Consider the following 23,293-nt stretch of genomic DNA (forward strand, 5'->3'; position numbering starts at 1 on the left):
GACTGCTCTCAGACCTAAACAAATTCATTTGGCTGCAGCGGTTCTTCAATCGCATACGCCTGTGGGTTTTTACGCGTATATGGGGAATGGACATCAGTCCAACTGCCGTGATCTCACTTAGCGCAAAGCTGGATAAGACGAATCCGAAGGGCGTGCACATTGGGAGCCATACTTACGTCGCTTTTCAATCGGTCATTCTGGCTCATGACATGTGCCGCAGATATCGGCCTGATACTCGCATCGGTTCGAATTGTTTTATTGGTGGGCGATCGATCGTCATGCCAGGAATTACAGTGGGCGATGGCAGTATTGTCGGAGCTGGGTCGGTCGTTACAAAGGATGTACCGCCAGGATCCATTGTTGCCGGAAACCCGGCGAAAGTAATTCGAACGGGTATAAGCGTCGGGCCGTTTGGTGTCTTGCGACCAGCAGTGGAACCCGCCGACAAAGATGCCTCGGTAGCAATAAGCTGAGAGATGAGTTCCGTGAAGAATATTTCTGTTGTCATACCTGCCTACAACGAAGCGAATGTAATTCGCCGTTGTTTGAACTCGTTAGTGAACTCCTCGAAGAATAGTCGCGTTCAGATCGTTGTCGTGGCGAACGGTTGTTCCGACGAAACAGCCAATCGAGCAAGAGAGTTTGGCCCAGATGTCAAGGTGATCGAAACAGAGATTGGGTCAAAAATCCACGCACTCAACTTGGGGGATGAAGCTGCCGAAGGATTTCCTCGGTTTTACATTGATGCAGATATCGAGTTTGAAGAGGGAACTCTTGACAAGCTAAGCGAGGAGCTCGAAAGGCCAGGTGTTTTGGCCGTTGCCCCGAGGATGCTGGTGAATTGCAATGATCGGCCCTGGATCGTGCGAGCCTACTATGATGTTTGGCTGCAAATGCCATACTGTCAATCGGGAATGATTGGCTCTGGTGTATACGGAATGAGTGAGGAAGGTCGCCAGCGGTTTGGTGAGTTTCCTAAGATCACTGCGGACGATGGCTACGTTCGACTCCTTTTTTCTCCCAGCGAACGTAAAACGGTTGAGTCATGCTCTTTCGCGATCACCCCGCCTAAGTCGCTCGAAAAGATTGTCGATATAAATACACGTAGTCATTTTGGCAATGCCGAACTGAAAAAGCTGTATCCCGAGTTGTGGACAAGCGACGAAGGAAGCCACGGTTTGTCCCTAATGAAACTCGCAATCAATCCATTATGGTGGCCGTCGCTCGCTGTCTACATTTACGTGAAGCTTGCGGTGCGGAGACGTGTTCGGGAGCGTTTTCGGCGGGGAGAGATCGATAAGTGGGAGCGAGATGAAACCTCGCGAGAAGAGCCAGCTTCATAGTTGCGTGAAAAGGAAGCTGTGTCGGGCAGCCTCCTTGTTTTTGTCGATGCAACGTTAGGCTCTTAAGAGCATTTTAGGGTAGAGTAGGATTCGGAGTTGTGAACTAGAGATGAGTTGTGACGTTTCTATTTTGGTCGTCTCTTATAACACCAAGGAAGAAACCCTTGCGTGTATCGAGTCGGTCTACGATCAGACGAAAGAAGTGTCGTTCGAACTGATTGTGCTCGATAACGACTCGAAGGACGGTTCGGCAGAAGCAATTGAAAAGAAGTTCCCCCGACTCACTCTCGTTAAGTCCAAAAAGAATCTTGGATTTGCAGGGGCCAACAATGTCGCCGCCGAACAGGCGACGGGTGAGTATGTGTTGCTTCTGAATCCCGATACGGTGATTCTCGATCAAGCAATCGATCGGATCGTCAAATTCGCCAGGTCGAATAGCGAGCCTGGCGTGTACGGTGGTCGCACTTTGTTTGAGGATATGTCTTTGAACAAAGATTCATGCCATGGTGCACCTACTCCCTGGAGTTTGTTGTCCATGGGCATTGGATTCTCTTCAATGTTCAGCAGGTCGGCCTTGTTTAATCCAGAAGGATTGGGGGCATGGCAGCGAGATAGTTTTCGTGAAGTCGACTGCATCACAGGATGTTTCCTGTTATTGGAGCGTTCGTTGTGGAAAGAGCTCGGTGGGTTCGATCTTGACTATTTCATGTACGGCGAAGATACCGACCTCTGCCTCCGTGCTCGTAAGCATGGGGTCAAGTGCTTCGTCTATCCAGATGCTCAACTGATTCATCATGGGGGTCGCTCCGAGAAGGTCCGAGCAGATAAGATGATCCGTCTCTTTCGAGCGAAACATCAACTCTTTCAAAAGCATTGGAAACCTCATTCTGTGAAGTTCGGCGCTAATATGCTCGTATGCTGGGCATTTACGCGTTATTTGGCCTTGCGGACACTTGGAGTAGCTAACGCTTCATACCGGCAGCGTGCTTCTGAGTGGTACTCGGTGTTCAGCCGCCGATCCGAATACTGCGATATCCCGAAAAGAATGGCATAGTGTTCAAGAAGATGACTTGGCTACGGGGGATTAACCTCTTTTGTTGCCAAGATGAGGGAGCGTGGATAGTTGTTCGAAAACATCTCGAAACTTCGCAACTTGTTTCCAGAAAAGCAGTAAGCGAGTTCGGGTTGGTTGGTTAAACTGAAGATGAACACGAGACTTTAGGAAGGCCGATTGTGCCATTCCGATAAACCGATTGGCATGAAAGTCTCAAAAAACTAGTAATCATCGCTCTCTTACGGAAAGTGGGACTTCACAATGATCGTCGTACTCGGTGGCTCAGGTTATGTTGGGTCGAGTATCGTAAATTTGTTAGCCAACCGAGGAAAAGAGGTTCGTGTTCTTTCTCGAAAGGACTGCGACTATTACGATCCCGCCTCGCTGGGCGATGCCATTGGTAATGCTGAATTTGTTATCAATGCCGCTGGCTATACGGGACGCCCAAACGTTGATGCGTGCGAATTGCATAAGCATGAATGTCTGATGGGCAACTCCGTTCTACCAGGCGTTGTGAAAGAGGTTTGCCAATCTAAGAAGCTGCCGTGGATCCAAATTTCTTCGGGATGCATCTACACTGGTACGCGCGAAGACGGAACGGGATTCACCGAGACGGATGCCCCGAATTTTTCGTTTCGCTACAATAATTGCAGCTTCTATTCAGGTACCAAGGCCTTAGGTGAAGAAGTCTTGGCCGATGCCGAGAACTGTTACATTTTGCGGCTACGAATTCCGTTCGAGAATCTCGATAACCCACGAAACTTTCTCACGAAGCTTCTACGGTACGAACGTCTCTTACGCGCAACCAACAGCTTGACCTTTTTGGACGAGTTTGCGAAGAGTTGCCTCTACTGCGCCGAAAGCCGTCCAGAGCCAGGTATTTACAATGTGACCAATACTGGTTCCGTTACAACGGACGAAGTTGTCGCACGTCTGAAGTCGCACGGTATTACTGACAAAGGATTTCAATTCTTTGACTCTGAGGCAGAGTTCATGCAAAAGGCTGCGATCGCAGCTCGATCAAATTGTGTCATGAACAATAAAAAAGCGGTCGACGCTGGCTTCCCATTGTCCCATGTCCATGATGCATTGGATCAAGCGATGTCTAATTGGATTCCAGAGTCGGAAGTTTCTTCCGCTGCAACGAAATAGACGATTTCCTCTGTAAATCAACTTCACAACAAACTCCTCTCCTTTATCTGACTCAAGTAGATCGATGCTGAAAACAATTCTCGTTACCGGTGGGGCTGGCTTCATTGGTGGATGTTTCGTCCGTCAAATGCTCGGCAAGCCAGATTGTCGGGTGATCACGCTCGATAAGCTAACCTACGCTGGCATTCGTGAGTCCATCCCGCCTGATTCAGACCGTCATGTATTCGCAGAAGGTGACATCGGCGACACGACACTCGTGGCAAAACTGCTAACGGATTATAAGCCGTACGCGATTGTGAACTTTGCCGCCGAGTCGCACGTCGATCGTTCGATTGATGGTCCGCGTGAGTTTGTTGAAACGAATGTACTCAAGACATTCGATCTGCTGCATACGACGCATCAGTGGTGGAAAGAACTCGCAGAAGCAGAGAAAGCGAGGTTCCGATTCTTGCATGTTTCAACCGACGAAGTCTATGGGTCGGCTGACGATGGCAGCAAGTTTACCGAGACAACGCCATATTCCCCGAACTCGCCGTACTCTGCCTCGAAAGCAGCTTCGGACTTTTTTGTTCGGGCGATGCAGCATACGTACGGCTTTCCCACGCTAACCACCAATTGCTCGAACAACTATGGGCCATATCAGTTTCCTGAGAAGCTGATTCCGTTGATGATTCTCAATGCTCTCTCTGGCAAGCCGCTTCCTGTTTACGGAGACGGTAAAAATATTCGCGACTGGCTGTACGTTGAGGATCACTGCACGGCGATCGCCACCGTCCTAGAGCGTGGCCGACTCGGCGAGACCTACAACGTGGGAGGCAATAGCGAACGGACGAACCTCGATATTGTGCACACGATCTGTGATTCGCTTGACGAGATTTCACCAATGGAAGACGGTTCCTCGCGACGGAACTTAATCAAGTTCGTCACCGATCGACCAGGGCATGATCGGCGTTACGCAATTGATTGCTCGAAGCTAACGTCCGAGCTTGGCTGGGAGCCGCAAGAGACTCTCGAGACCGGGATGGCGAAAACGATTCGTTGGTACTTGGATAACCCGGAGTGGCTTGCAATCGTTCAAGCGAAGCATGATACGAGCACCCGCCTTGGTCAAGGCGACACGCCAGCAGAAAAAGAGGTGGCAAAATGAAAGGCATTATCCTTGCTGGTGGAACAGGTTCTCGCTTGTTCCCGCTGACCTTTGCCGTGAGTAAACAGTTGCTTCCCGTTTACGACAAGCCTCTGATTTACTACCCGTTATCGACGTTGATGTTGGCTGGGATTCGTGAGATTCTGATTATCTCGACGCCACATGATCTCGGTCATTTTGAAAAACTGTTAGGTGATGGTTCGCAGTTTGGGTTGAAGCTCAGTTACACCGCACAACCTAAGCCAGAAGGGCTCGCTCAAGCCTTCTTGCTGGAGCCAGACTTCGTCAAAGACGAGAAGGTTGCCTTGGTGCTGGGGGATAATATCTTCTACGGCCAAGGCTTTCAGAAGATGTTGCAGACGGGTTCCGAACTCAAGGAAGGGGCCGTAATCTTTGGCTATCCTGTGAAGGATCCGGAACGATACGGCGTCGTTGAGTTTGATCCGACTGGCAAGGTCCTCTCCCTCGAGGAAAAACCTGCCAAGCCAAAGTCACGCTTCGCCGTTCCTGGGCTGTACTTCTACGACGAGCATGTCTACGAATTTGCCTCTAAACTTAAACCGTCTGCGCGAGGCGAACTGGAAATCACAGACCTCAATCGCGTGTACCTGGAAAAGGGATTCTTGCGGGTCGAATTGTTCTCGCGAGGCTTCGCTTGGCTCGATACGGGCACGCACGAATCGATGATGCAGGCCAGCGCCTATGTGCAGACTATTGAAGAGCGACAAGGCCTGAAAATTAGCTGTCCCGAGGAAATCGCATTCCGGAAAGGTTTCATCAGCATAGATCAGCTGAAGGAACAGGCTGCGAGATTTCCAAATGATTACGGTCAGTATTTGTTAGAGGTTTGTCGCGAATCCTGAGCCGAGGGGAGTTTGCGGAGCGACTGGGGCATGTGTCTTCAGAATCTGGGGTCGAGCGTGGGTGAAGTTGCTAGGTGCCTGTCACGCAGAATTTATCCGTGTTAGGCACTACGTGCAGTTGGCCATTCGGCATTAATGAGCAAATAAGGTTGCTCCGAAGCGTCGAGACGCTCGAGTGCATGGCAAGTATCAGCTAAGGCTATAGCAGCCAGGAGTTTACGCGTGAAGCGTTTTTTGAATACACCGCAAGTCCGTCAACAACTGCGCAAGCTTCGGCCATATTATAACACTATATTTCGTCGCCAGAAGGACTTGTCTCGTGCCCCTTCGTCGGTTGAGCGAATCAATGCGATGGGCGGACGCGGCGTATTTCTTCTTTCATTTGGTCGCTGTGGGACAACCGTTTTTTGCGACTTTTTGGCCAGCCATCCTGGTTTGACAACATTTGGTGAAGTTTTAAATGAAGAGAGTTATTACTCTTTTTTTCAAGCATTTTCCAAAGGGGCACTTCGCTGGTGGGCGATGCGGCCATCGTTGATGGAAGCCGAGTTCTATCGATTCATTGAAAAGCTGGTTCAGCGAAATTCGCGGCAGCATTGTTTGCTCGATATGAAGATCGAGTCACTACATTTAATCGAGGGAAACTGGCGACTACCTGGATTGCACTTCAAGCTGTTTGATGCACTTAAGCAAAGCAATGCACCAATCATTGTGATGGAACGTCGGGATTTAGTGGCTAGGCATGTATCTGGTCAGATAGCGTTTCGCCGAGGGCAGTATCACAGCTACCAGACTGCTCAAGAAGTTGAGCCGTTCGCAATTGATATACCTGCGATGGAGGCCGACAATATGCTAATTCGCGCTCAGATCGACTATATCGCGAAGTTCTTCCAGAATTATCCCCGGTTTAAGCGATTGGCTTACGAAGACCTGTTTGCAGAGGACGGAAGTTTCGCGTCGCAGCTTGGTGTCGACATTGCTGATTTATTGGGTATCGAGAATCAGTTCGACTTTCGTCCGCAGCTAGAAAAGGTTGTTAAGGGGAAAAGCTCAAGTCTGATCACTAACTGGGATGAAGTCGAGGCGTCGAGGGGGCGTCAAGACATGTAGATACTTGGATGCGCACTTTAATGGATCCGATCCTGAATATCTTGGAGAGCTTCGGGGTCCCTGGGTAGTGCAGCGTCGATGGCATGAGTTTTAGGAGTTATTAGCTTAGCACATAAGCTTACCTATGTTGATAGAGACGTTGGAGGGGTGTGGGTATTTTGTGATTTTCCAAGATAGTGTCCACTCTCTGGAATGGTTGTAAAAATTCAATGAGGTCATTGCAAATCGCTTAAATTCGATTTCCTTGCGTCTTTGTTTAGTAGGAATAGTAAATTATATCGGTGTTCCTTGTGCTCCAAACGGATTGCTCGAGCAGAGCGAGTTCAACTTCGCTGGTTAGCCCACTCCCTCCGGCGAGCTGGGATCGAATTGCCTAACTTCAACTTGTAGTGATTGATTGATGTCCGGTTACCAGATTACGCATCTCAAACAGTTGGAAGCGGAAAGCATCCATATCATCCGCGAAGTTGCGGCCGAGTTTGAGAACCCGGTGATGTTGTATTCCATCGGGAAAGATTCGTCCGTCATGGTTCACTTAGCCATGAAGGCGTTTTATCCCGCCAAGCCGCCATTTCCTTTGATGCATGTCGATACGACATGGAAGTTCAAGGAAATGATCCAGTTCCGCGAGGAATATGCCCGCAAGGAGTTGGGACTCGACTTGATTGTGCACATCAACGAGGAAGGTAAGAAGCTGGGCATCGATCCGTTCGAGGACAGCGTTCGCCATACCGACTTGATGAAGACGGTCTCGCTGAAGCAGGCCCTCGACAAGTACAAGTTCGACGCTGCATTCGGTGGTGCTCGCCGTGACGAAGAGAAGTCGCGAGCTAAGGAGCGAGTCTTCTCGTTCCGCGACAAGAATCATCGCTGGGATCCCAAGAACCAGCGGCCGGAACTTTGGAATCTGTACAACACCAAGGTTAACAAAGGGGAGAGCATCCGCGTTTTCCCCCTGTCGAACTGGACCGAACTCGACGTTTGGCAGTACATCCATCTCGAAGAGATTCCGATCGTTCCCTTGTACTACTCGGCCAAGCGACCGGTCGTGTGGCGTAACGACATGTGGATCATGGTCGATGACGACCGGATTGACCTTCAGCCAGGCGAGAAGGTCGAAGAGAAAATGGTTCGCTTCCGCACTCTCGGCTGCTATCCGCTGACGGGCGCCGTGGAATCGGAAGCCGTCACGATGCCAGACATCATCCAAGAGATGCTGTTGACCACAACCTCCGAACGCCAGGGCCGCGCCATCGATAAAGATCAAGGCGCGTCGATGCAGAAGAAGAAGGAAGAAGGATATTTCTAACGCCTGTTGGCGGCCAAGTTTTCAGTATTCCATGTTCAGTGCCTAGCAGAGGAAGGGACTGAACAACCTGTCGAAAACTGAAACGATATCCTTACTGACCACATACAGCTGAACACTGAAACCATAGACCTATGTCGCACAAATCTGATCTGATCGCAACGGACATCAACGCCTATCTTGCTCAGCACGAGAAGAAGGAACTCTTGCGTTTTATCACGTGCGGAAGCGTGGACGACGGTAAGAGCACGTTGTTGGGGAAACTGCTGATCGAATCGAAAGCAGCCTACGAAGATCAGTTGGCGGCGATCGAGAAAGATTCGGCCACCCACGGCACAACCGGTGGTGAGATCGACCCTGCCTTATTGACCGATGGTCTAAAAGAAGAACGCGAACAGGGCATCACGATCGATGTGGCTTATCGCTACTTCTCGACGGCGAAGCGAAAGTTCATCGTTGCTGATACGCCAGGTCACGAACAATACACGCGTAACATGGCCACGGGGGCTTCTACCGCTGACTTGGCGATCATTCTGATCGATGCTCGCCAAGGTGTACTAACCCAAACAAAGCGACACAGCTTTATTACATCGCTGCTTGGGATTCGCCACATTCTGGTAGCGATCAACAAGATGGACTTGGTCGATTACAGCCAGGAAATCTACGAAAAGATCAAGCAAGATTACATCGAATTTGCCGCGAAGATGTCGGCGGACGACGTCCACTTCATTCCGCTTTCCGCGCTCAAAGGCGACAACCTGGTCGAAAAAAGCGAACGCATGCCGTGGTACGAAGGTGCCACGCTGATGCACATGCTCGAGAACCTTTACATCGGTTCTGATCGGAATTTGCAAGACTTCCGCTTCCCGGTTCAGTTGGTGAATCGACCTGACTTGAACTTCCGCGGTTTCTGCGGCACCGTCTCGTCCGGTACGATTCGTCCTGGCGAAGAAGTGATGGTTATGCCGTCGAAAAAGACCAGCAAGGTCAAGCGGATTGTCACCATGGATGGCGACATGGAGGAAGCCTATCCGCCGATGTCGGTCACGCTGACGTTCGAGGACGAGATCGACTGTAGCCGTGGCGACATGATTGTCCGTCCGGGCAACCGGCCGAAGGTCGATAGCAATTTCGACGCGATGGTCGTTTGGATGTCAGAAGAGCCCTTGGTGCCTGGCAAACAGTACTTCGTGAAGCACGCCGCCAAAATGCTAACCGGAACCGTTTCACGCGTGCGTTATAACGTCGACGTGAACACGCTGCACCGAGAAGATACCCCAGCTCTGAAGCTGAATGAAATCGGTCGCTGTTCGGTTAAGTTAAGCCAGCCCGTCTGCTACGACCCATACGCTAAGAACAAGACGACCGGGGCGTTCATTCTGATCGATTACATGACCAATCGTACCGTCGGTGCCGGCATGATCATCGATCGCGATGCCAGCGACCAGGACGAACTGTGGGACATCGAAGGGGATAAGACCCTGCAGACTTCCAAGGGGAACGTTTCGGCCGACGAGCGTGCAGCTCGCTTTGGCCAGAAACCGGCAACGCTGCTGTTGACCGGTTTGACGGGTGCCGGCAAAACGACGATTGCCTATGCGTTGGAACGTCGCCTGTTTGACGAAGGAAAGACCAGCATCGTTCTGGATGGACAAAACCTGCGTCATGGCATCAGTAAGGACTTGGGTTATACCGCTGAACAGCGAAGTGAAAACCTTCGCCGTGGTAGCGAAATTGCTCGGATGCTAAACGATTCTGGCATACTTTGTATCGCGGCGTTCCTGGCGCCCAATGCCGAGGTCCGCGGCAAGGCAGGCGAGGTGATTGGTAAGGATCGCTTCCTGACCGTTCATCTGTCAGCACCTGTCGAAGTGTGCCGCGAACGAGACGATTCGGGCATTTACGCTAAAGCGGATAGTGGCGAAATCGCCAACTTCCCAGGCGTTAGCTACGAGTACGAACCGCCAACCAATGCCGACTTGGTACTCCCGACTCACGAACTGCAAGTTGATGAATGTGTCGACAAAATCTATGAGCTGCTCAAAGATCGTGGCTTGATCGATTGATCTTGAGCCAATAGCGGCAATGCTGGCAAAGTGCCTTCCTCCAGGGTGGTTCCTGGTGACTTCTTTTGGTCCAAGGAAGGCAAAAGATGAAGCGAAAATTCAACGCTTGGCGGCGCTACATTCAGTGCCATGCTCGTGCGCTGATGTATCGCTACACCGGGATGGCTCCGCCCGCGAAAGTCTGTGCTGCGGACGACTGGATTGTATGGCGCCCCGCCTTGGGAAGTATCAAACCGCTTGACCTGCCAGAATGAGGCTGCGGTGCCATAACTTAACGACCAGGAGAAAAAGAGATTTGTCTGATGGCATTCTTGAATGGATAATCTCACTAAGTAGTAGTGGTCCACACGTTAGAACTGTTTTCCATTGAGGGGGTAGGCCACTGCTTTTACTTTGAAGCGATTGTATTCAGGAACTTCTTCGGAAAAACTGTGGTACTGCTAATTAACTTCTTGTGACGAGAGTTTCTCAAAAGAGTGTCCGGTTGCTTTCGAAATAATAGTTCCAATCTCTAAAAGAACTCAGGTTTGAAGGTCACTCGGTCAATTCGTCCGAAGCAAGCAAGCCGCAACCATTTCGCACGACGTGGCCCTAGAATTCATGACTGAAAACAAGCACTTTAGTCTCATCAATTCAATTTTTTACAAATCTGTTTTTGTAAATAAAAGGAGGATTGCTAGGATGATTCATTGTATGAAGAAATCCGCACGCAATCTCGCTGTCTCGGGAGGGGTTCTGTCCCTAGTGTTTCTGTCTGTATCTGCTAACGCGGCTGAGCAGACAGAAATACGTTCTTTCCTTAGCACGCATTGCATCGAGTGTCATGGCCCGGGAACCCAAGAGGCCCAAATCCGTCTTGATGAACTCCAGTTTCCTGCACAGGAAAACGACACCACACACATATGGGCACGCGTTGTCGATGCTGTTGAACGAGGCGAAATGCCGCCCGCCTATCAGACTCAACCGAAGGATGCCGAAAAGCAGAAAGTGATCGCTGGAATTATTGAAACAGTCACTGAGAGTATAAGGCAGCCAATTGCTCTGCGGCGTCTGAATCGCTTGGAGTATGAAAACACCGTCCATGATTTGCTTGGGGTAGATGTCCCCCTTGCGGATTTGCTTCCAGAGGATGGCCTTGTTCAGGGGTTTGATAAGGGAGCCGACGGCCTAAGCTTTTCCTCGGTGCTTATGGAACAATATCTGGAGGCAGCTAATGTTGCTTTTGATGCCGCGATCCGCCGTTATCCCCCGCTGCCTGCTATTACTCGGCGGGCGGATATCATGTCGATCAGAGAGAACATTGAATCGGTCGAAAAGGAGAGGGCAGGCATAATCGAAGTCGATGAGTCATTAGTGAAATTCACGGCAGCATTTCCACCAGTTTGGGTGGATCCTGCCTGCCCACCTGAGGATGGAACTTATCGGTGCCGAGTGGCAGTGTGGCCATATCAACCAGGAAAACGATCGCTTTCGGTTGCGATCTACATCGGTTCGCTATTTGGAAATCACAATCTGGATTTCGTGGGTGTATTTGATGCAACGGGCACATCCAAGAAACCACGGATCATCGAGTTCACTCGAAAGATGTCAAGTCGTGATACGATTCATGTGGTTCCTCGAATTTGGCCCGAACATGTTCGTTGGCGAGATACGCACGAAAAACCGCCTGGCATCGGTATCTCATGGGTTGAAACCTTTGGTCCTCTCGATCAAGAGTTTCCATCGGAAGCTACCAAAAAGTTATTTGGCGAGGGGGAATCGATTCATCTGAAGCCAGAGCGACCGATATGGGTACGTGATCGCCCAGGACTTAGATTTCACGTGGTTGAGTCAACACAACCTGAGCAAGATATCGAGAGAATCCTTAAGGATTTTATCCCTAAAGCATTTCGGCGACCTGTCCCCCAGGCCGAGATGCAACCTTTTATTGACTTAGCCTTAAAGCAATTCTCTGGCGATCAAACCTTTGAACAGTCTGTGAGAGCAGGAATAACTTCAGTATTGTGCTCTCCACAGTTCTTGCTGCTAAATATTGGACCATCCGTCGATAACTACGATATTGCATCGAGGATGTCTTACTTTTTTTGGTCGACGTTGCCCGATAAAGAACTTCTAGAACTAGCAGTGGAAGGGAAACTGCGCGATCCTTCTGTGCGTCGTAAGCAGGCGATTCGCATGATCAACGATCCGAAAACTGACATATTCGTAAAGGACTTTACTGGCCAGTGGCTTGACCTGAGCGAAATCGAGTCGACTACACCAGATCAGACTCTGTTTCCAGAATTTGATCCCCTCTTACAACACGCAATGCTTGGTGAGACACATCAATTCTTCGCACGAGTTCTATACGATGACTTAAGTGTAATGAATTTTGTAGATTCAGACTGGACATTTCTTAATCATCGTCTAGCCTCGCATTACAACTTGCCTTTAGTAGGTGGCAACGAGCAATTCCAGTTTACAAAACTTCCATCTGGTAGTCTTCGCGGCGGCGTTCTGACACAGGCGAGTGTTATGAAAGTTACAGCGAACGGAACAGCGACTTCACCTGTGACACGCGGAGTGTGGGTCGCGGACAAATTGCTTGGGAGGCCCGCCCCACCACCTCCGCCAGGGGTTCCCGCGGTTGAACCAGATATTCGAGGTGCAACAACGATAAGACGACAGCTGGAAAAACACCGCAGTAATGCTGACTGTGCAAGTTGTCATAAGCGAATTGACCCAGCAGGATTCGCTCTTGAAGAATTTGATCCAATTGGTGGTCATCGCAAGAGGTATAGAGTTGCTGTAGATAGACGAAAGTCAGCCCGTGATCTTACCTACAAGATGGGACCAATTGTCGAATCTGCTTACGAGCTACCAGATGGTCGAGTATTTAAGAACTTTCAACAATTTCGTGATCGGTTAGTTGAGAGTAAATCGTTTGTGACGAGAGCAATTGCGGAGAAGCTTCTTATCTACGCGACGGGCCGACGGATCGGAATTTCGCAGCGCGAAGTTGTTGATGAAATCGTAAGCAAGTCAGCGAAGAACGATTATGGGCTGAAGTCAATGATTTTGGCCATGATTGAAAGCGATTTCTTTATTGCAGACTGAATTTCGGGCTAAGACTATTGAGCAAAGGATAAGCTATGCCCAAATCAATTAATCGCCGATCGTTTCTGCGAAGCACTGGGATTGTTATGGGGTTGCCATTACTAAGTGGCATGCATCCGCGTGGAACCTTCGCGGGCCCCAAGACGGATGACCCCTCTGACATACGTAGGATGCTGGCTATTTGCGTTCCATTGGGAATACATACTCCCAATTTATTCCCTAAGAAATCGGGCAAGGATTATGAGGTAACCCCCTACCTGAAACCACTGCAAGGAATTCGTAATAAGTTTAGCGTGATCTCAGGCGTTCGGCATCCTGATGTCGACGGTGCACATCTTGCCGAAAAGAGCTTTTTGACCGGTGCCGCACATCCAGGGCAACCAAGTTTTCAGAATACGATTTCCGCCGATCAGTTGGCAGCTGAACAGATTGGTCATCACACTCGATTCTCTTCACTGACTCTCGCCGTGCAGAGTAATAGTCTTTCGTTTTCCCGAAGTGGTGTAAAAATACCATCCGAGAATGATCCGTCGCGCTTATTTGCGAAGCTTTTTCTGGACGGTAATAAGCAGCAGAAAGAGGAGCAATTACGTCGTATTGAGGCTGGTCAAAGTATCATGGACTTAGTTCAAGATCAGACCAAGCGAATCACAAAACGTGTTGGGCGTGAGGACAATCAGACGCTTGACCAATATTTTACAAGCGTGCGTGAACTGGAAGTGCGTTTAGCACAAGCCGAATCATGGGCAAATCTTCCAAAGCCGAGTGTTGATCGGAAAGCGCCGATAAAGATTTCAGATCGAACACAGGTCGTTGAGATCTTACGGCTGATGTACGACATGATGTTTCTTGCCATCCAAACCGATTCAACTCGACTAATTACCTTTGTGGGCGCAGGTGGAAACGAAGTTGTCGACATTAAAGGCGTCGATAACGGCTGGCACAACTTAAGTCACCATGGTAAAGACCCTATAAAACTCGAACAATTAACAATAATCGAACTAGAAGAAATGCGACTGCTGGCCGAGTTCCTTCATCGTTTAGATGAGGCCAAGGAAGGCGAGAATACTCTATTGGATCAAACCGCAGTCCTGTTTGGCTCGCATCTAGGAAATGCATCAAGCCACAGCAATACAAATTTGCCGATCTTATCAGCTGGCGGTCATTTCCGTCATGGGCAACACTTGGCATTTGCAGAGGATAAATCCCCGCCACTTTGCAACTTGTTGGTTAATTATTTGCAGCAGCACCTAGGACTGGAAATCGACCAGTTTTCGAGCGGTGAGAGTACTCTCAATGGCCTCGATATCACATAAATCCAAATGGCCCCGGCTTGCGGAATAGCGCATTTTGCTGATGTCCTTTGCGGCAGGTTCCTCTTGGACAGCGGTACTATCGGTAGTTGTAGAAAGTGGTCAAGCTAATCCTGCGGAAGCTTGCCAAGTTCCCGCAACCGCGCAATCACCTGATCGGCAAGTTGGTCGGGAGGCGCAGAGCCCCCTGCCAAATGGACCTCTGGTAATTCTGGTGCTTCGTAGGGATCATCAATACCGGTGAATCCTTTCAGTTCCCCGGCGCGGGCTTTCTTGTATAGCCCTTTGGGATCACGCTGTTCGCAGACTTCTAGCGGCGTATCAACGAAGACCTCGATGAAGTCTCCTGCCCCTCCGCTGGCCTCGACGACATTTCGTACGGCCGCGCGATCGGCACGATACGGGCTGACAAAGGCAGTTAGCACGAGCACACCTGCCTGGCAAAAAAGCTCAGCAACGGCACCGATCCGTCGGATATTCTCCGTGCGATCTTCTGCTCCGAAACCAAGACCGAATCGTTTCGCGAACTCAGCATCGTAGGCATCTTCTAAGATCTTGGTACTCGCATTAAGACCATGCCGGACGTTGTCGCCATCGAGCAGAAAGGTATGAATCCCCAGGTCGTGAAGCTTCTTATCGACCGCATTGGCGACGGTGCTTTTTCCGCTACCACTTAGGCCAGTGAACCACACTACGCCGCCACCATGTCCATTAAGCGATTCGCGATCCTGACGGGTAACGTGGTGATCGTGCCAAGTAATCTCGACTTTTTCCATGCGTGCAATTCTTCGTTCGTTAGATCAAGGTAAGCGGTCGTTGCTCACTCAATTCTAGCAAGTTCACACAGATTCGCAGACGGACCTGCCCCGCGAATGAAATCAGTCTTTAATTGCTAGTTTTCAATTGACCGGTAACCCAAAAACTGAGCCATTCAAAATGAGAAAATCGAGGTGAAATCGGGCCAACCTTTTTCGAGGAGAAGATGACCATGAAGAAGTCTCGATTTCCGCATGAGCAAATTGCCTTTGCCGTCAAGCAGGTCAAGTCCCACTGTAGCACTTGGCTCTTTCAGAAAGCGGTAATTTGACTTTCAATTGACGACTTCCAACCGTTGGAGAGCACTTTCACTTTTCAACGCACGGAGGTCGATCATGGCACGCCATCGTCTTGCCGATGATGGTTGCTGGCATTCTGTGGATCATGAGGACTGGGGCTCCTTGGCGTGATTTGCCGGAGGAGTTCGGTAAGTGCGGCACCGTGTACGACCTGTTCACGACGTGGAATCGGGACGGAACGCTGGATGAAAACCTCGATTTGTTGCTGGCCGCTCACGTCGATGCAGGAGCGATCGACAATGAATTGTGGTGCGTCGATGGCACGACCGTTCGAGCCGCTAAATGTGCGGCCGGAGCCGCGAAGGGGGGCGCTGCGGAGGCTAGCTGTGAAGCCTTCGGCCGCAGTCGTGGCGGTTTTAGCACCAAAATCCATCTGCTATTTGACCCACACGGCTGACCACTGCACGCCGTGCTTTCACCTGGCAAAACCCATGAGTCCAACTGCTTGCACGAGTTGCTGGAGACATGCGAAGTGCGAGGCGATGAATCGGACGACTTCATTAACCCCATCTTTCTCGCTGGCGACAAAGGGTACCGAGCCGAGTGGATCGACGAGTGCCTGGTCGAGACTGGAATCCTGCCCATCATCCCCAGCAAATCGAACGAAGACTGAGACGCACTGTTCGTTGAGTTCGACCGGCAAACATATCGGCGATGCAATATCGTCGAACGCTTGATCGGCTGGCTGAAAGAATGTCGACGCATCCTAGCACGCTTCGAGAAACGGGCGAGAAACTTCCTTGGGATGCTCAAGTGGGCGTTAATTCAACGGTATTTGAAAACGATGGGTTGATAGCGTTTTCTGGCAGGCCTAGTTCATATGATCGTTTGCCAATGATTCACGGCAGAGTGGGCAAAAGAAATTGTTGTGTTGAGTGTTTAGCTGCAGTTGTAGAAACAATAGTTGCTGGCGAAATCGTCCATCGTCAGAAAATGACCTCCTTGTCAAAGATGGGTATATGTGACAACACCCTCGACGCGAGCGGGGCCGTTTTGATCGATGTTGATTCAGAATGGCACGTAACGCGAGAACTACGTTCCATTCGAGGGTATGTCCTGTAACCATCGTCTAAAGCGGAAAATAACGGTTCGCTATCCGCGGGCCAAGTATAGTGACTCGGGCGACCGGGACAGCGAGAGAAAGACTCCCGCTTTAAACGATGCTTTCGAAGCCTAGATGTCTAACCCGTCGCTTTCTGTACGCTATTTTTGCTTCCGACGTCTTCTCCAAGTGGTGAGACCGGTAAGACCGGACGCTGCTAAGCCGAACAGAACCATTGAAGAGGGTTCAGGAACGGCGTGGACAATTTTTAGATTGTCCAACATAACCGTGTAATCATCTGTAGAAAGCAGCGCATTGAACCCAAGCGTATTCCCGATGTCGGTTGATCCAGGAGCAACGTCATAGTAGATGGTCCAGGTTGTCCACGCTCGCGTCGACTCAGGAGGAGTCGGGGTAAAGAGGGCCGTTGGTGATGATGAAATGCCCGTGAGACCGAACTCGCTAAAATCCGAATATGGAACAGCGTCGTAAAGAGGGTCTCCAAACGGCGCCGAAACGTCAATGGACAGCACATAGCGTCCAGGTTCCACTGTCAAGGCGAAATCTTTTGATAGGCCAACGGTTGCGGGCTCGTTTAAAGTTGATCCCCAGAACGTAGACCCAGCGGAAGGAGGTAGACCGCCAATCTGCGTTGCAGTGGTCCAATGAATGTTATCTGTCACCCAGCCATCATTTTCGTCAATTGGATCGGAGAAGATCATCCCTGCGAATGCGATCGACTCATGAAAACACGAAAGTGCAAGAAACGCAATCAATATGAGTTGTGGTTTTGTAAACATTCGGATCTCTGCTGCTATGCATGGTGGATTGTCAAAAGATGTGATCCGAATGTTAGCAGGTAAAAATGGTCAACGCAAATATGACCAGTATTTATTTGCGGGCCAGCTGAAGTAGTAGGATTCTTGTAATATAAATGAAGGTACCCAAAACATCCCAGAATTAAGCTTTGGTCTGTTGCAAAACTGGCAAATAGCTTCGAGCAAACTCAAGACCTGATTCTGGCCGAGTTTGTTGGAATGAAATCGTGGCAACTTCAGCAGGCTTCGAATGAGATCCGTATCTACCTCTACCGTGGAGCCAAGGAATGGGACGGTGCTTCGCGATATGCTCAGGCGTTAAATGGACAGAACCGCTCGTAGTTTTTCAGTCTCGACGTGCCTCAGGAGGGCATGCTCTGTACTCTTTCGCCATTGCAGGTTTTCCGTGTAAATCATCGAATATCCGCCTGGCGGACCGAGTTCCACGTTTCCAATTACTTCGTAAAGCAAACCTCAACCGCAACCGGACGAAGTAACTTCTCATGAATCGGATCCTTGGAGGTACCCACCAAAGAAGGTCTCAATGACAAGCCGTGCTGATGGAGGAACTATATGCTCAGACGTCACGAGAATTTTGGGACATGTTGCGTAATGACCTGTCCCGATGATTGAAAACAGTCTTTGAGTGATAGTTTTCCAGGGTTCTTCCCCTGGAAGAATTGCCTCCGTTGCTGGTGAGCGGTAGCCGAGCAAGCTGTGCGGACGTCGCGTGTTGTGCTCGACTCGTCACCGTTCGATCAACACATTTGGCTCCAGCAGTGAGTCGACGATCTTTGATCAAGTAGTTCTTCTGGTAGTTTTCCGTTGAATGATTCAATCTAATCCTACTCTTATCCGGGCTGCCAGGTTCAATGTACAAGGTGTTTACTTCGACTCGCTCCAACCAGTCACGGAACTTCATAGCGGCGAACTCCGAGCCGTTGTCGTTGCGAATGAAGTCTGGCACGCCGCGGCGAACGAACGGATCACTGAGGCGTTCCAAGACTTCCTCGCTGGTTAACTGACGGGCCACGTCGATCGGCGTCAGCATCAGGAACGCTCGGCCATCGTGCGTAAGGTGATGTACGAAGTCATAACTCCACACCTCATCACGATGCCCCGGCCGAAGACGAACACTCGAACCATCCTTCAACCACAGGCGGCATCGTTTCGGCTGCCTTTTCGGTACTTTCAAGCCTTCACGGCGCCACAGGCGCTCGATGCGTTTGTGGTTCACCCGCCAACCTTTTCGGCGTAGCATCTCAGTGATTCGCCGAAAGCCATAGCGACCGTACTGTTCGGCTAGTTCAATCATCTCCTGGGCCAGGCGAGGTTCGTCGTTGGTAACCCAGTGAACGCGCTGCTGAGTGGCACGCGGCTGCCCCAGCACGCGACAAGCCCTTCGCTCAGAGACTCGCTCGCGTCCCAAGGTATCTCGCACGTACTTTGACGATTCGGCGTCGCTTGTCCGGGCTCAGCAGTTTCCCGAATCGGCTTTCTTCAGGATCGCCTTATCGCACTCGGCATCCGCCAGCAGTCGCTTGAGCCGAGCGTTCTCTTTCTCCAGGTCCTTTAACCGCTTGGCCTGATCAGCACGAACACCACCGTACTCCTTCCGCCAGCGGTAGTATGTCTGCTCCGTGATACCGATTGCCTTACAGGCTTGGGCAATCGACTTGCCCTGAGAAAGAAGCACCTCTACTTCGCGGAAATGCTGAATGATCTGCTCGGGCGTAAATCGCATTTTGGTCATAAGAAATCTACCTTCAATTACACATGCTTTCAGCAAAAAACGAGGCTCTCGAATAGACGCGGTTGAAGGGGCAGGTGAAGGATATTGGAGCGTTGCGTCAACGATCCGCGTATGGATTATTGCCTAGTGAAATCGATTGCTGGACTGAGATCATCCATGAATAGCGTTCGATGACATCTGACTGACACGTAGTTAGGGCGGCGAGGTAAAGAACGTCGCCGTGGTGGTGACAGTGGGCGTTCGTTCAGACGGAGATCTCGAGGATTTAGGCGTGGTCGAATAGGTCGAGAAAGTCAGTGCGAGCTGGCGAACTTTTCTGCCTTGCTCGTAATGCCTAGGTGGCATTCGAGGATTGTGGCATGGAAGATGTGCGACTAATCAGCAGTGACAAGTGCCGCGGGCTGGTTAACGCACCGGGTGCGTTCCTTCCTGAAGCGGCTTGCCTGCGATGTCTCTTGCACTTCTATCGCAAGGAACTGATAGATGTTCTCTGTGGTAAGTCGAGAGATGTTCGGCAATGATCAAAGCAGTGCATGCACTGGAACCGTGGTCACGGCGAAAGCATAGTCGGACCTGGTCGCGGCCGGATAGCATTACATCGCTAAGACCAAGTGGAGTACGCGGTGTTACCTGGGCACAGACCGGATAGTGAACCGCAAGGGGCAGGAGAAGCCTTAACTTTTAAAAAGGGAAACAGAGCCAGGAGGCTAAATCAAATGTGCGCATTTTGACGAACAGTACCATAAACTGTTGCCAGCTCGCTTTATTTGTTGTAACTTCTTTGATGTGTCGCTGACCCCCACTGGAGGCGGGGCTTCTGTCGTGTTGGCACTACCTTGAACAGAGAAGGAAATAATCGTGATTCGAACCTGCATCGCCCTAATATTTTTGTCCGTTGTGTTTGGCTTTTCCGACCCAGTAAAGGCCAAGTTGATTTCCTATGACCTTGCGTGGAGCGGCGAGAGTTTTGGGAATACCGCGAAGGCAACAGGTTATCTGACCATTGATACCGACCTGATTCCCAATCCAGGTTTGTATAGTAATCAGCATGTCGTGCCGGACTTCATTAAGGATTTCGGCATGACGGTTACTGGAGCAACCGTGGGAAATGGAAGCTTTACATTTGGCGACTTCCGTGGTTTCTACTGGGACACTAATGGGGCAACGCTTGATTTAACGAAAGATTTAATTGGACAACCGACCTCGGACGCCCCGTGGGGCACGGCAACGAATGGAGTTGCTGGTGATTTCAATATGTTCCCACGTGATCCAAATGCTCCTTACGGAGATCTTCAATTCCAGATTCTTCCGGCTCAGGACTACAATTTCGAAAACCTGATGATGCTGACTAAGTTCACTCCCAGCCCCGTGCCGGAACCAGGATCGCTTGCATTGTTTGGGTTAGGGGCAATCGGCATTGGAATGGTCGCTCGGTACCGCAAGAAGACTGCGTCATCCCAGACATAAGTAACTGTGGAATACCTCCATTATAGCTTTATAGAGGTCCCGACTAATCGACTTTTACAACGAATCGCTGTTGATTCGACCTCTTGGACGATATGGTAACTCTGGTCGATTTTAAGTGCTAGAATGCCGGCCAATTGTACTTTGAGATCATAATTCTGAACGACAACATGGCTTTGCCGGAAGCACATGTGAGATGGTTGTGTTCGCCAACGGCGATGTATAGCACTCTATAGTGCATTCCTGTATGCGCTATTGGAATGAATGTCATTCCATGACTTTTTTCCGGGACAAAAGAGGGAATGTTGAGATGAGATGCCACCAATTAATGCTTCTTGCTGTCGTATTACTTACTGCTACTGGCGGGCAAGCCTATGCTGACGTCGTCACGTTCGATCTGGAGTGGTCGCCTGAGTATGGAACGGCGACAGCGACGGGATACATTACCATCGATACGGGTGATCTTCCCAATCCTGGAGCTATGAATAGTCCGAACACCATGCCAACATGGGTGAAGGATATCCAGATGACTGTGGAGAATTCGGCCGTCAGGAACGGTACCTATGTCTTCAGCGATTTTCGTGGGATCAGTTGGGATACCGAAGGAGGCACTTTGGACCTAACAAAAGAACTTGTGGGACAGCCAACTTCTTGGCGACCTTGGGGAAGTAGTTCCACATTCGATTCCGGTGACTTTAGTCTTTGGACAATTAATCCAGACGTGCCTGAAGCATATGAGCCGTTTCAAATGCTGCAGTTCAATTCAACCGCAACCGAGATCTTGATGTTGACCAAGTTTACGCCCCAACATGTGCCAGAGCCGACATCGATTGCTCTTTTCGGAATTGGCGCGGCTGGCCTTAGTATCGCAAGATGCATTCGAAGGAAAAATGCAATCTGAATGTTGCCCTACGTCTTCTGCGACCAACTTCCAAAACTAGTGGGAGTTGAATTATCGTAATATCCCATGGGCGATACAAAACGGTATTTGAATGAATCGAAGCTTTAGCGGCGACGATTAGACGTATTCCCGGAGATTCGATCGAATGCCCACGAGAGATATTATTTATCGCTGCTGGGATTAAAGCAGTAAGTGCCTCCTGGCTGATCACGCGATTCCGGCCCAGTCAATTAGGCTTGCTTCGGGTGAAGGCATTCGGTTAACGCGTAAATTCAGACTTCTGTATGGTTACACTCTCCTCGAGAAAGATGGCACGATTTTCTCATTTTCGAGGGCTCGGTTTTTGGGTTGTAGATAAAGGAATCTTCTAGGCGGAGGCGCGGGAGCGTAGCAGGAGTACCTATTACTAGAAGAACCGCCTCCGTTGATATCGCCCACATCGAATAGTTCAAGAATACGCCGTGTGTTGGGTGGTTAAAGAAGGCTACTCGTTTAAGAAGACCAGTCAATCGGTCGGGGGTTGCAAAGCCACGCTGCAAAGCGGGCTCCGCCGCCAGAGTCATGTGGCGAGAGCGCGAATATGGAGGAGATATAGACGAAACAGAAACTGCTTCGTCGCTAACTCAAATAAACCGAGTGAGAGATATAGACGTTAAGAAGCAAGGCGAATTTCGCGGAAGATTCACGATGATTGTGCCATGATGGGCGATCTGTGATACTCAAGCAATTGCGTTTAGACTGTTGGACAACCGACGATGTTTCGGCCTGATGCAATGCTCTTAGTTGCTTTTCTCGTGTCATCTCGCTCGCCAGTTTCCAGTTGAGAGTACTTGGCGGCGGACTCGCAAGGTTGCTTATCCGTCAATTTAAATCGTGACAATCGCTCTGTGCGTCGAGACTGGGCGGTTGATTTCATGCCCATTTCTAACTGGGCCGCGATGAAGATGGAGTCATTTTGCAAGTTTTTCAACTTGTGTTCCGGCATCCCTTCACACGAGAGCTTCAACGAAATCTTTGCGGCGCCCAATTCGACTAAGTTCGGGAAGTGTCCGCTGATTCGGACCACCGCTTTGCATGACGTGACCGGCGTGAATGTCATCGCAATCGAAGGCAATAGGTTTCGACAAGGTGAGTAGCAAGGCAGCCATTCCTATGGTCGGTGCTTTGGCGATGACAAACCATGTGTGTCTGGGTTGAGTGGTGTCGGGGAAGGTTATGCCGAAGTCAACTTTCATTCGCTCAAAGAAATCAACTGGAGTTTTCTAAAGAACAAGAAAACGGCAAAGGTGGGCGTGAAGAACAAACGGCCAAAATGCCGTTGGTGTGAGGGCAATCCTGCTTAGACTGTGTTTGTGCTGCAATCGCTATGGATCGACGAACGCGTCTGGACGCCGCGAATTGATCAGCGACATCTATTTGAGAATTGCAAACTCACAATGTCACGGCCACCGATTTCGTCTGAGGCCTTCGTTCGGTTGTTTTAAGAAACATAGTATCGAGTGACTGCTGGCTAGAATCGACTCGGCACTAACTGCAAGGAGTCTCGCACCTTGCTGAAGATCAACGCGAAGTAGGGCATCGTCTAGTGGCTGTTGCCGTACTGTCAAGAAACTGAAACTACTCAGAACCTGTCTGAAAAGCCGTTAGTTCACGAGTCTTCTCACCATCAATCGAATCATCGCTAGTTGAATGAAGGCTTCGCTGGAGCTGGTGTTCGTTTCGTAGTCGGCGGTCAAGCGTCGGTTGCGGG

General features: G+C 50.1%; 19 protein-coding genes and 3 pseudogenes. 18 read left to right on the plus strand and 4 right to left on the minus strand.

Features of this window, described 5'->3' with window-relative positions:
- Positions 1-230: 230 nt before the first annotated feature.
- The 12 genes and pseudogenes from C5Y83_RS29885 to C5Y83_RS21985 form a co-directional block, all read left to right on the plus strand.
- A pseudogene (locus tag C5Y83_RS29885) lies at positions 231-473 on the plus strand (DapH/DapD/GlmU-related protein); the annotation flags it as partial.
- 12 nt (positions 474-485) lie between these two features.
- The gene (locus C5Y83_RS21940; RefSeq protein ID WP_158262455.1) at positions 486-1,343 is read left to right on the plus strand and encodes a glycosyltransferase; all 858 of its coding nucleotides are present in this window, start codon (positions 486-488) and stop codon (positions 1,341-1,343) included.
- 109 nt (positions 1,344-1,452) lie between these two features.
- Complete coding sequence (locus C5Y83_RS21945) at positions 1,453-2,397, plus strand: glycosyltransferase family 2 protein (protein WP_105331860.1); 945 nt, start codon at positions 1,453-1,455, stop codon at positions 2,395-2,397.
- A 261-nt stretch (positions 2,398-2,658) separates the two neighbouring features.
- Positions 2,659-3,549 carry a sugar nucleotide-binding protein gene (locus tag C5Y83_RS21950; protein ID WP_105331861.1) on the plus strand — a complete coding sequence of 297 codons (891 nt, stop codon included), beginning with the start codon at positions 2,659-2,661 and terminating at the stop codon, positions 3,547-3,549.
- Positions 3,550-3,613: 64 nt separating this feature from the next.
- The gene (rfbB, locus tag C5Y83_RS21955) at positions 3,614-4,696 is read left to right on the plus strand and encodes a dTDP-glucose 4,6-dehydratase (RefSeq protein ID WP_105331862.1); all 1,083 of its coding nucleotides are present in this window, start codon (positions 3,614-3,616) and stop codon (positions 4,694-4,696) included.
- Positions 4,693-5,559 carry a glucose-1-phosphate thymidylyltransferase RfbA gene (gene rfbA, locus C5Y83_RS21960; RefSeq protein WP_105331863.1) on the plus strand — a complete coding sequence of 289 codons (867 nt, stop codon included), beginning with the start codon at positions 4,693-4,695 and terminating at the stop codon, positions 5,557-5,559. Before rfbB ends, rfbA begins: the two co-directional genes overlap by 4 nt.
- 222 nt (positions 5,560-5,781) lie before the next feature.
- On the plus strand, positions 5,782-6,669 hold the full coding sequence (locus C5Y83_RS21965) for a hypothetical protein (RefSeq protein WP_105331864.1): 888 nt from the start codon (positions 5,782-5,784) through the stop codon (positions 6,667-6,669).
- Positions 6,670-7,069: 400 nt separating this feature from the next.
- Entirely contained in the window at positions 7,070-7,978 is a 909-nt protein-coding gene (gene cysD, locus C5Y83_RS21970; RefSeq protein ID WP_105331865.1) for a sulfate adenylyltransferase subunit CysD, read from the plus strand.
- Between the two features lie 131 nt (positions 7,979-8,109).
- Positions 8,110-10,041, plus strand: coding sequence for a sulfate adenylyltransferase subunit CysN (gene cysN / locus C5Y83_RS21975; RefSeq protein WP_105331866.1), 1,932 nt, complete (start codon positions 8,110-8,112; stop codon positions 10,039-10,041).
- A gap of 86 nt (positions 10,042-10,127) precedes the next feature.
- On the plus strand, positions 10,128-10,295 hold the full coding sequence (locus C5Y83_RS29485; RefSeq protein WP_158262456.1) for a hypothetical protein: 168 nt from the start codon (positions 10,128-10,130) through the stop codon (positions 10,293-10,295).
- 439 nt (positions 10,296-10,734) lie between these two features.
- Entirely contained in the window at positions 10,735-13,137 is a 2,403-nt protein-coding gene (locus tag C5Y83_RS21980; protein WP_158262457.1) for a DUF1592 domain-containing protein, read from the plus strand.
- A gap of 35 nt (positions 13,138-13,172) precedes the next feature.
- Entirely contained in the window at positions 13,173-14,453 is a 1,281-nt protein-coding gene (locus tag C5Y83_RS21985; protein ID WP_105331868.1) for a DUF1552 domain-containing protein, read from the plus strand.
- A 104-nt stretch (positions 14,454-14,557) separates the two neighbouring features.
- Here the strand turns inward: C5Y83_RS21985 and cysC are convergent, their stop codons facing one another.
- Complete coding sequence (gene cysC, locus C5Y83_RS21990; RefSeq protein ID WP_105329456.1) at positions 14,558-15,226, minus strand: adenylyl-sulfate kinase; 669 nt, start codon at positions 15,224-15,226, stop codon at positions 14,558-14,560.
- Between the two features lie 397 nt (positions 15,227-15,623).
- On the opposite strand from cysC, the gene C5Y83_RS21995 reads away from it, so the two are divergent.
- Together C5Y83_RS21995 and C5Y83_RS29180 are read left to right on the plus strand one after the other, a co-directional pair.
- Positions 15,624-15,962, plus strand: a complete 339-nt coding sequence (locus tag C5Y83_RS21995; protein ID WP_105331869.1) for a transposase — start codon at positions 15,624-15,626, stop codon at positions 15,960-15,962.
- Between the two features lie 12 nt (positions 15,963-15,974).
- Positions 15,975-16,178: a transposase gene (locus C5Y83_RS29180; RefSeq protein ID WP_158262458.1), complete on the plus strand. Its 204-nt coding sequence runs from the start codon at positions 15,975-15,977 to the stop codon at positions 16,176-16,178.
- Between the two features lie 590 nt (positions 16,179-16,768).
- Here the strand turns inward: C5Y83_RS29180 and C5Y83_RS22005 are convergent.
- Positions 16,769-17,407, minus strand: coding sequence for a PEP-CTERM sorting domain-containing protein (locus C5Y83_RS22005; RefSeq protein ID WP_105331871.1), 639 nt, complete (start codon positions 17,405-17,407; stop codon positions 16,769-16,771).
- 237 nt (positions 17,408-17,644) lie between these two features.
- Between C5Y83_RS22005 and C5Y83_RS30010 the strand changes: the two genes are divergently transcribed.
- On the plus strand, positions 17,645-17,767 hold the full coding sequence (locus C5Y83_RS30010) for a hypothetical protein (RefSeq protein ID WP_261341469.1): 123 nt from the start codon (positions 17,645-17,647) through the stop codon (positions 17,765-17,767).
- A gap of 333 nt (positions 17,768-18,100) precedes the next feature.
- On the opposite strand, the pseudogene C5Y83_RS22010 reads toward C5Y83_RS30010, so the two are convergent.
- Positions 18,101-19,178 (minus strand): annotated as a pseudogene (locus C5Y83_RS22010) (IS3 family transposase); the annotation flags it as partial.
- Positions 19,179-19,537: 359 nt separating this feature from the next.
- Between C5Y83_RS22010 and C5Y83_RS30195 the strand changes: the two are divergent.
- The 3 genes from C5Y83_RS30195 (at position 19,538) to C5Y83_RS22020 (ending at position 21,543) form a co-directional block, all read left to right on the plus strand.
- A complete protein-coding gene (locus C5Y83_RS30195; RefSeq protein ID WP_114304699.1) occupies positions 19,538-19,699 on the plus strand; it encodes a transposase in 162 nt (53 codons plus the stop codon).
- Between the two features lie 337 nt (positions 19,700-20,036).
- Positions 20,037-20,645, plus strand: a complete 609-nt coding sequence (locus tag C5Y83_RS22015; RefSeq protein WP_105331872.1) for a PEP-CTERM sorting domain-containing protein — start codon at positions 20,037-20,039, stop codon at positions 20,643-20,645.
- Between the two features lie 307 nt (positions 20,646-20,952).
- Positions 20,953-21,543, plus strand: coding sequence for a PEP-CTERM sorting domain-containing protein (locus C5Y83_RS22020; protein WP_158262459.1), 591 nt, complete (start codon positions 20,953-20,955; stop codon positions 21,541-21,543).
- A 1,643-nt stretch (positions 21,544-23,186) separates the two neighbouring features.
- Here C5Y83_RS22020 and C5Y83_RS22030 read toward each other — a convergent pair.
- A pseudogene (locus tag C5Y83_RS22030) lies at positions 23,187-23,293 on the minus strand (IS5/IS1182 family transposase); the annotation flags it as partial.

Source organism: Blastopirellula marina, from assembly GCF_002967765.1.
Classification (GTDB): Bacteria; Planctomycetota; Planctomycetia; order Pirellulales; family Pirellulaceae; genus Bremerella; species Bremerella marina_A.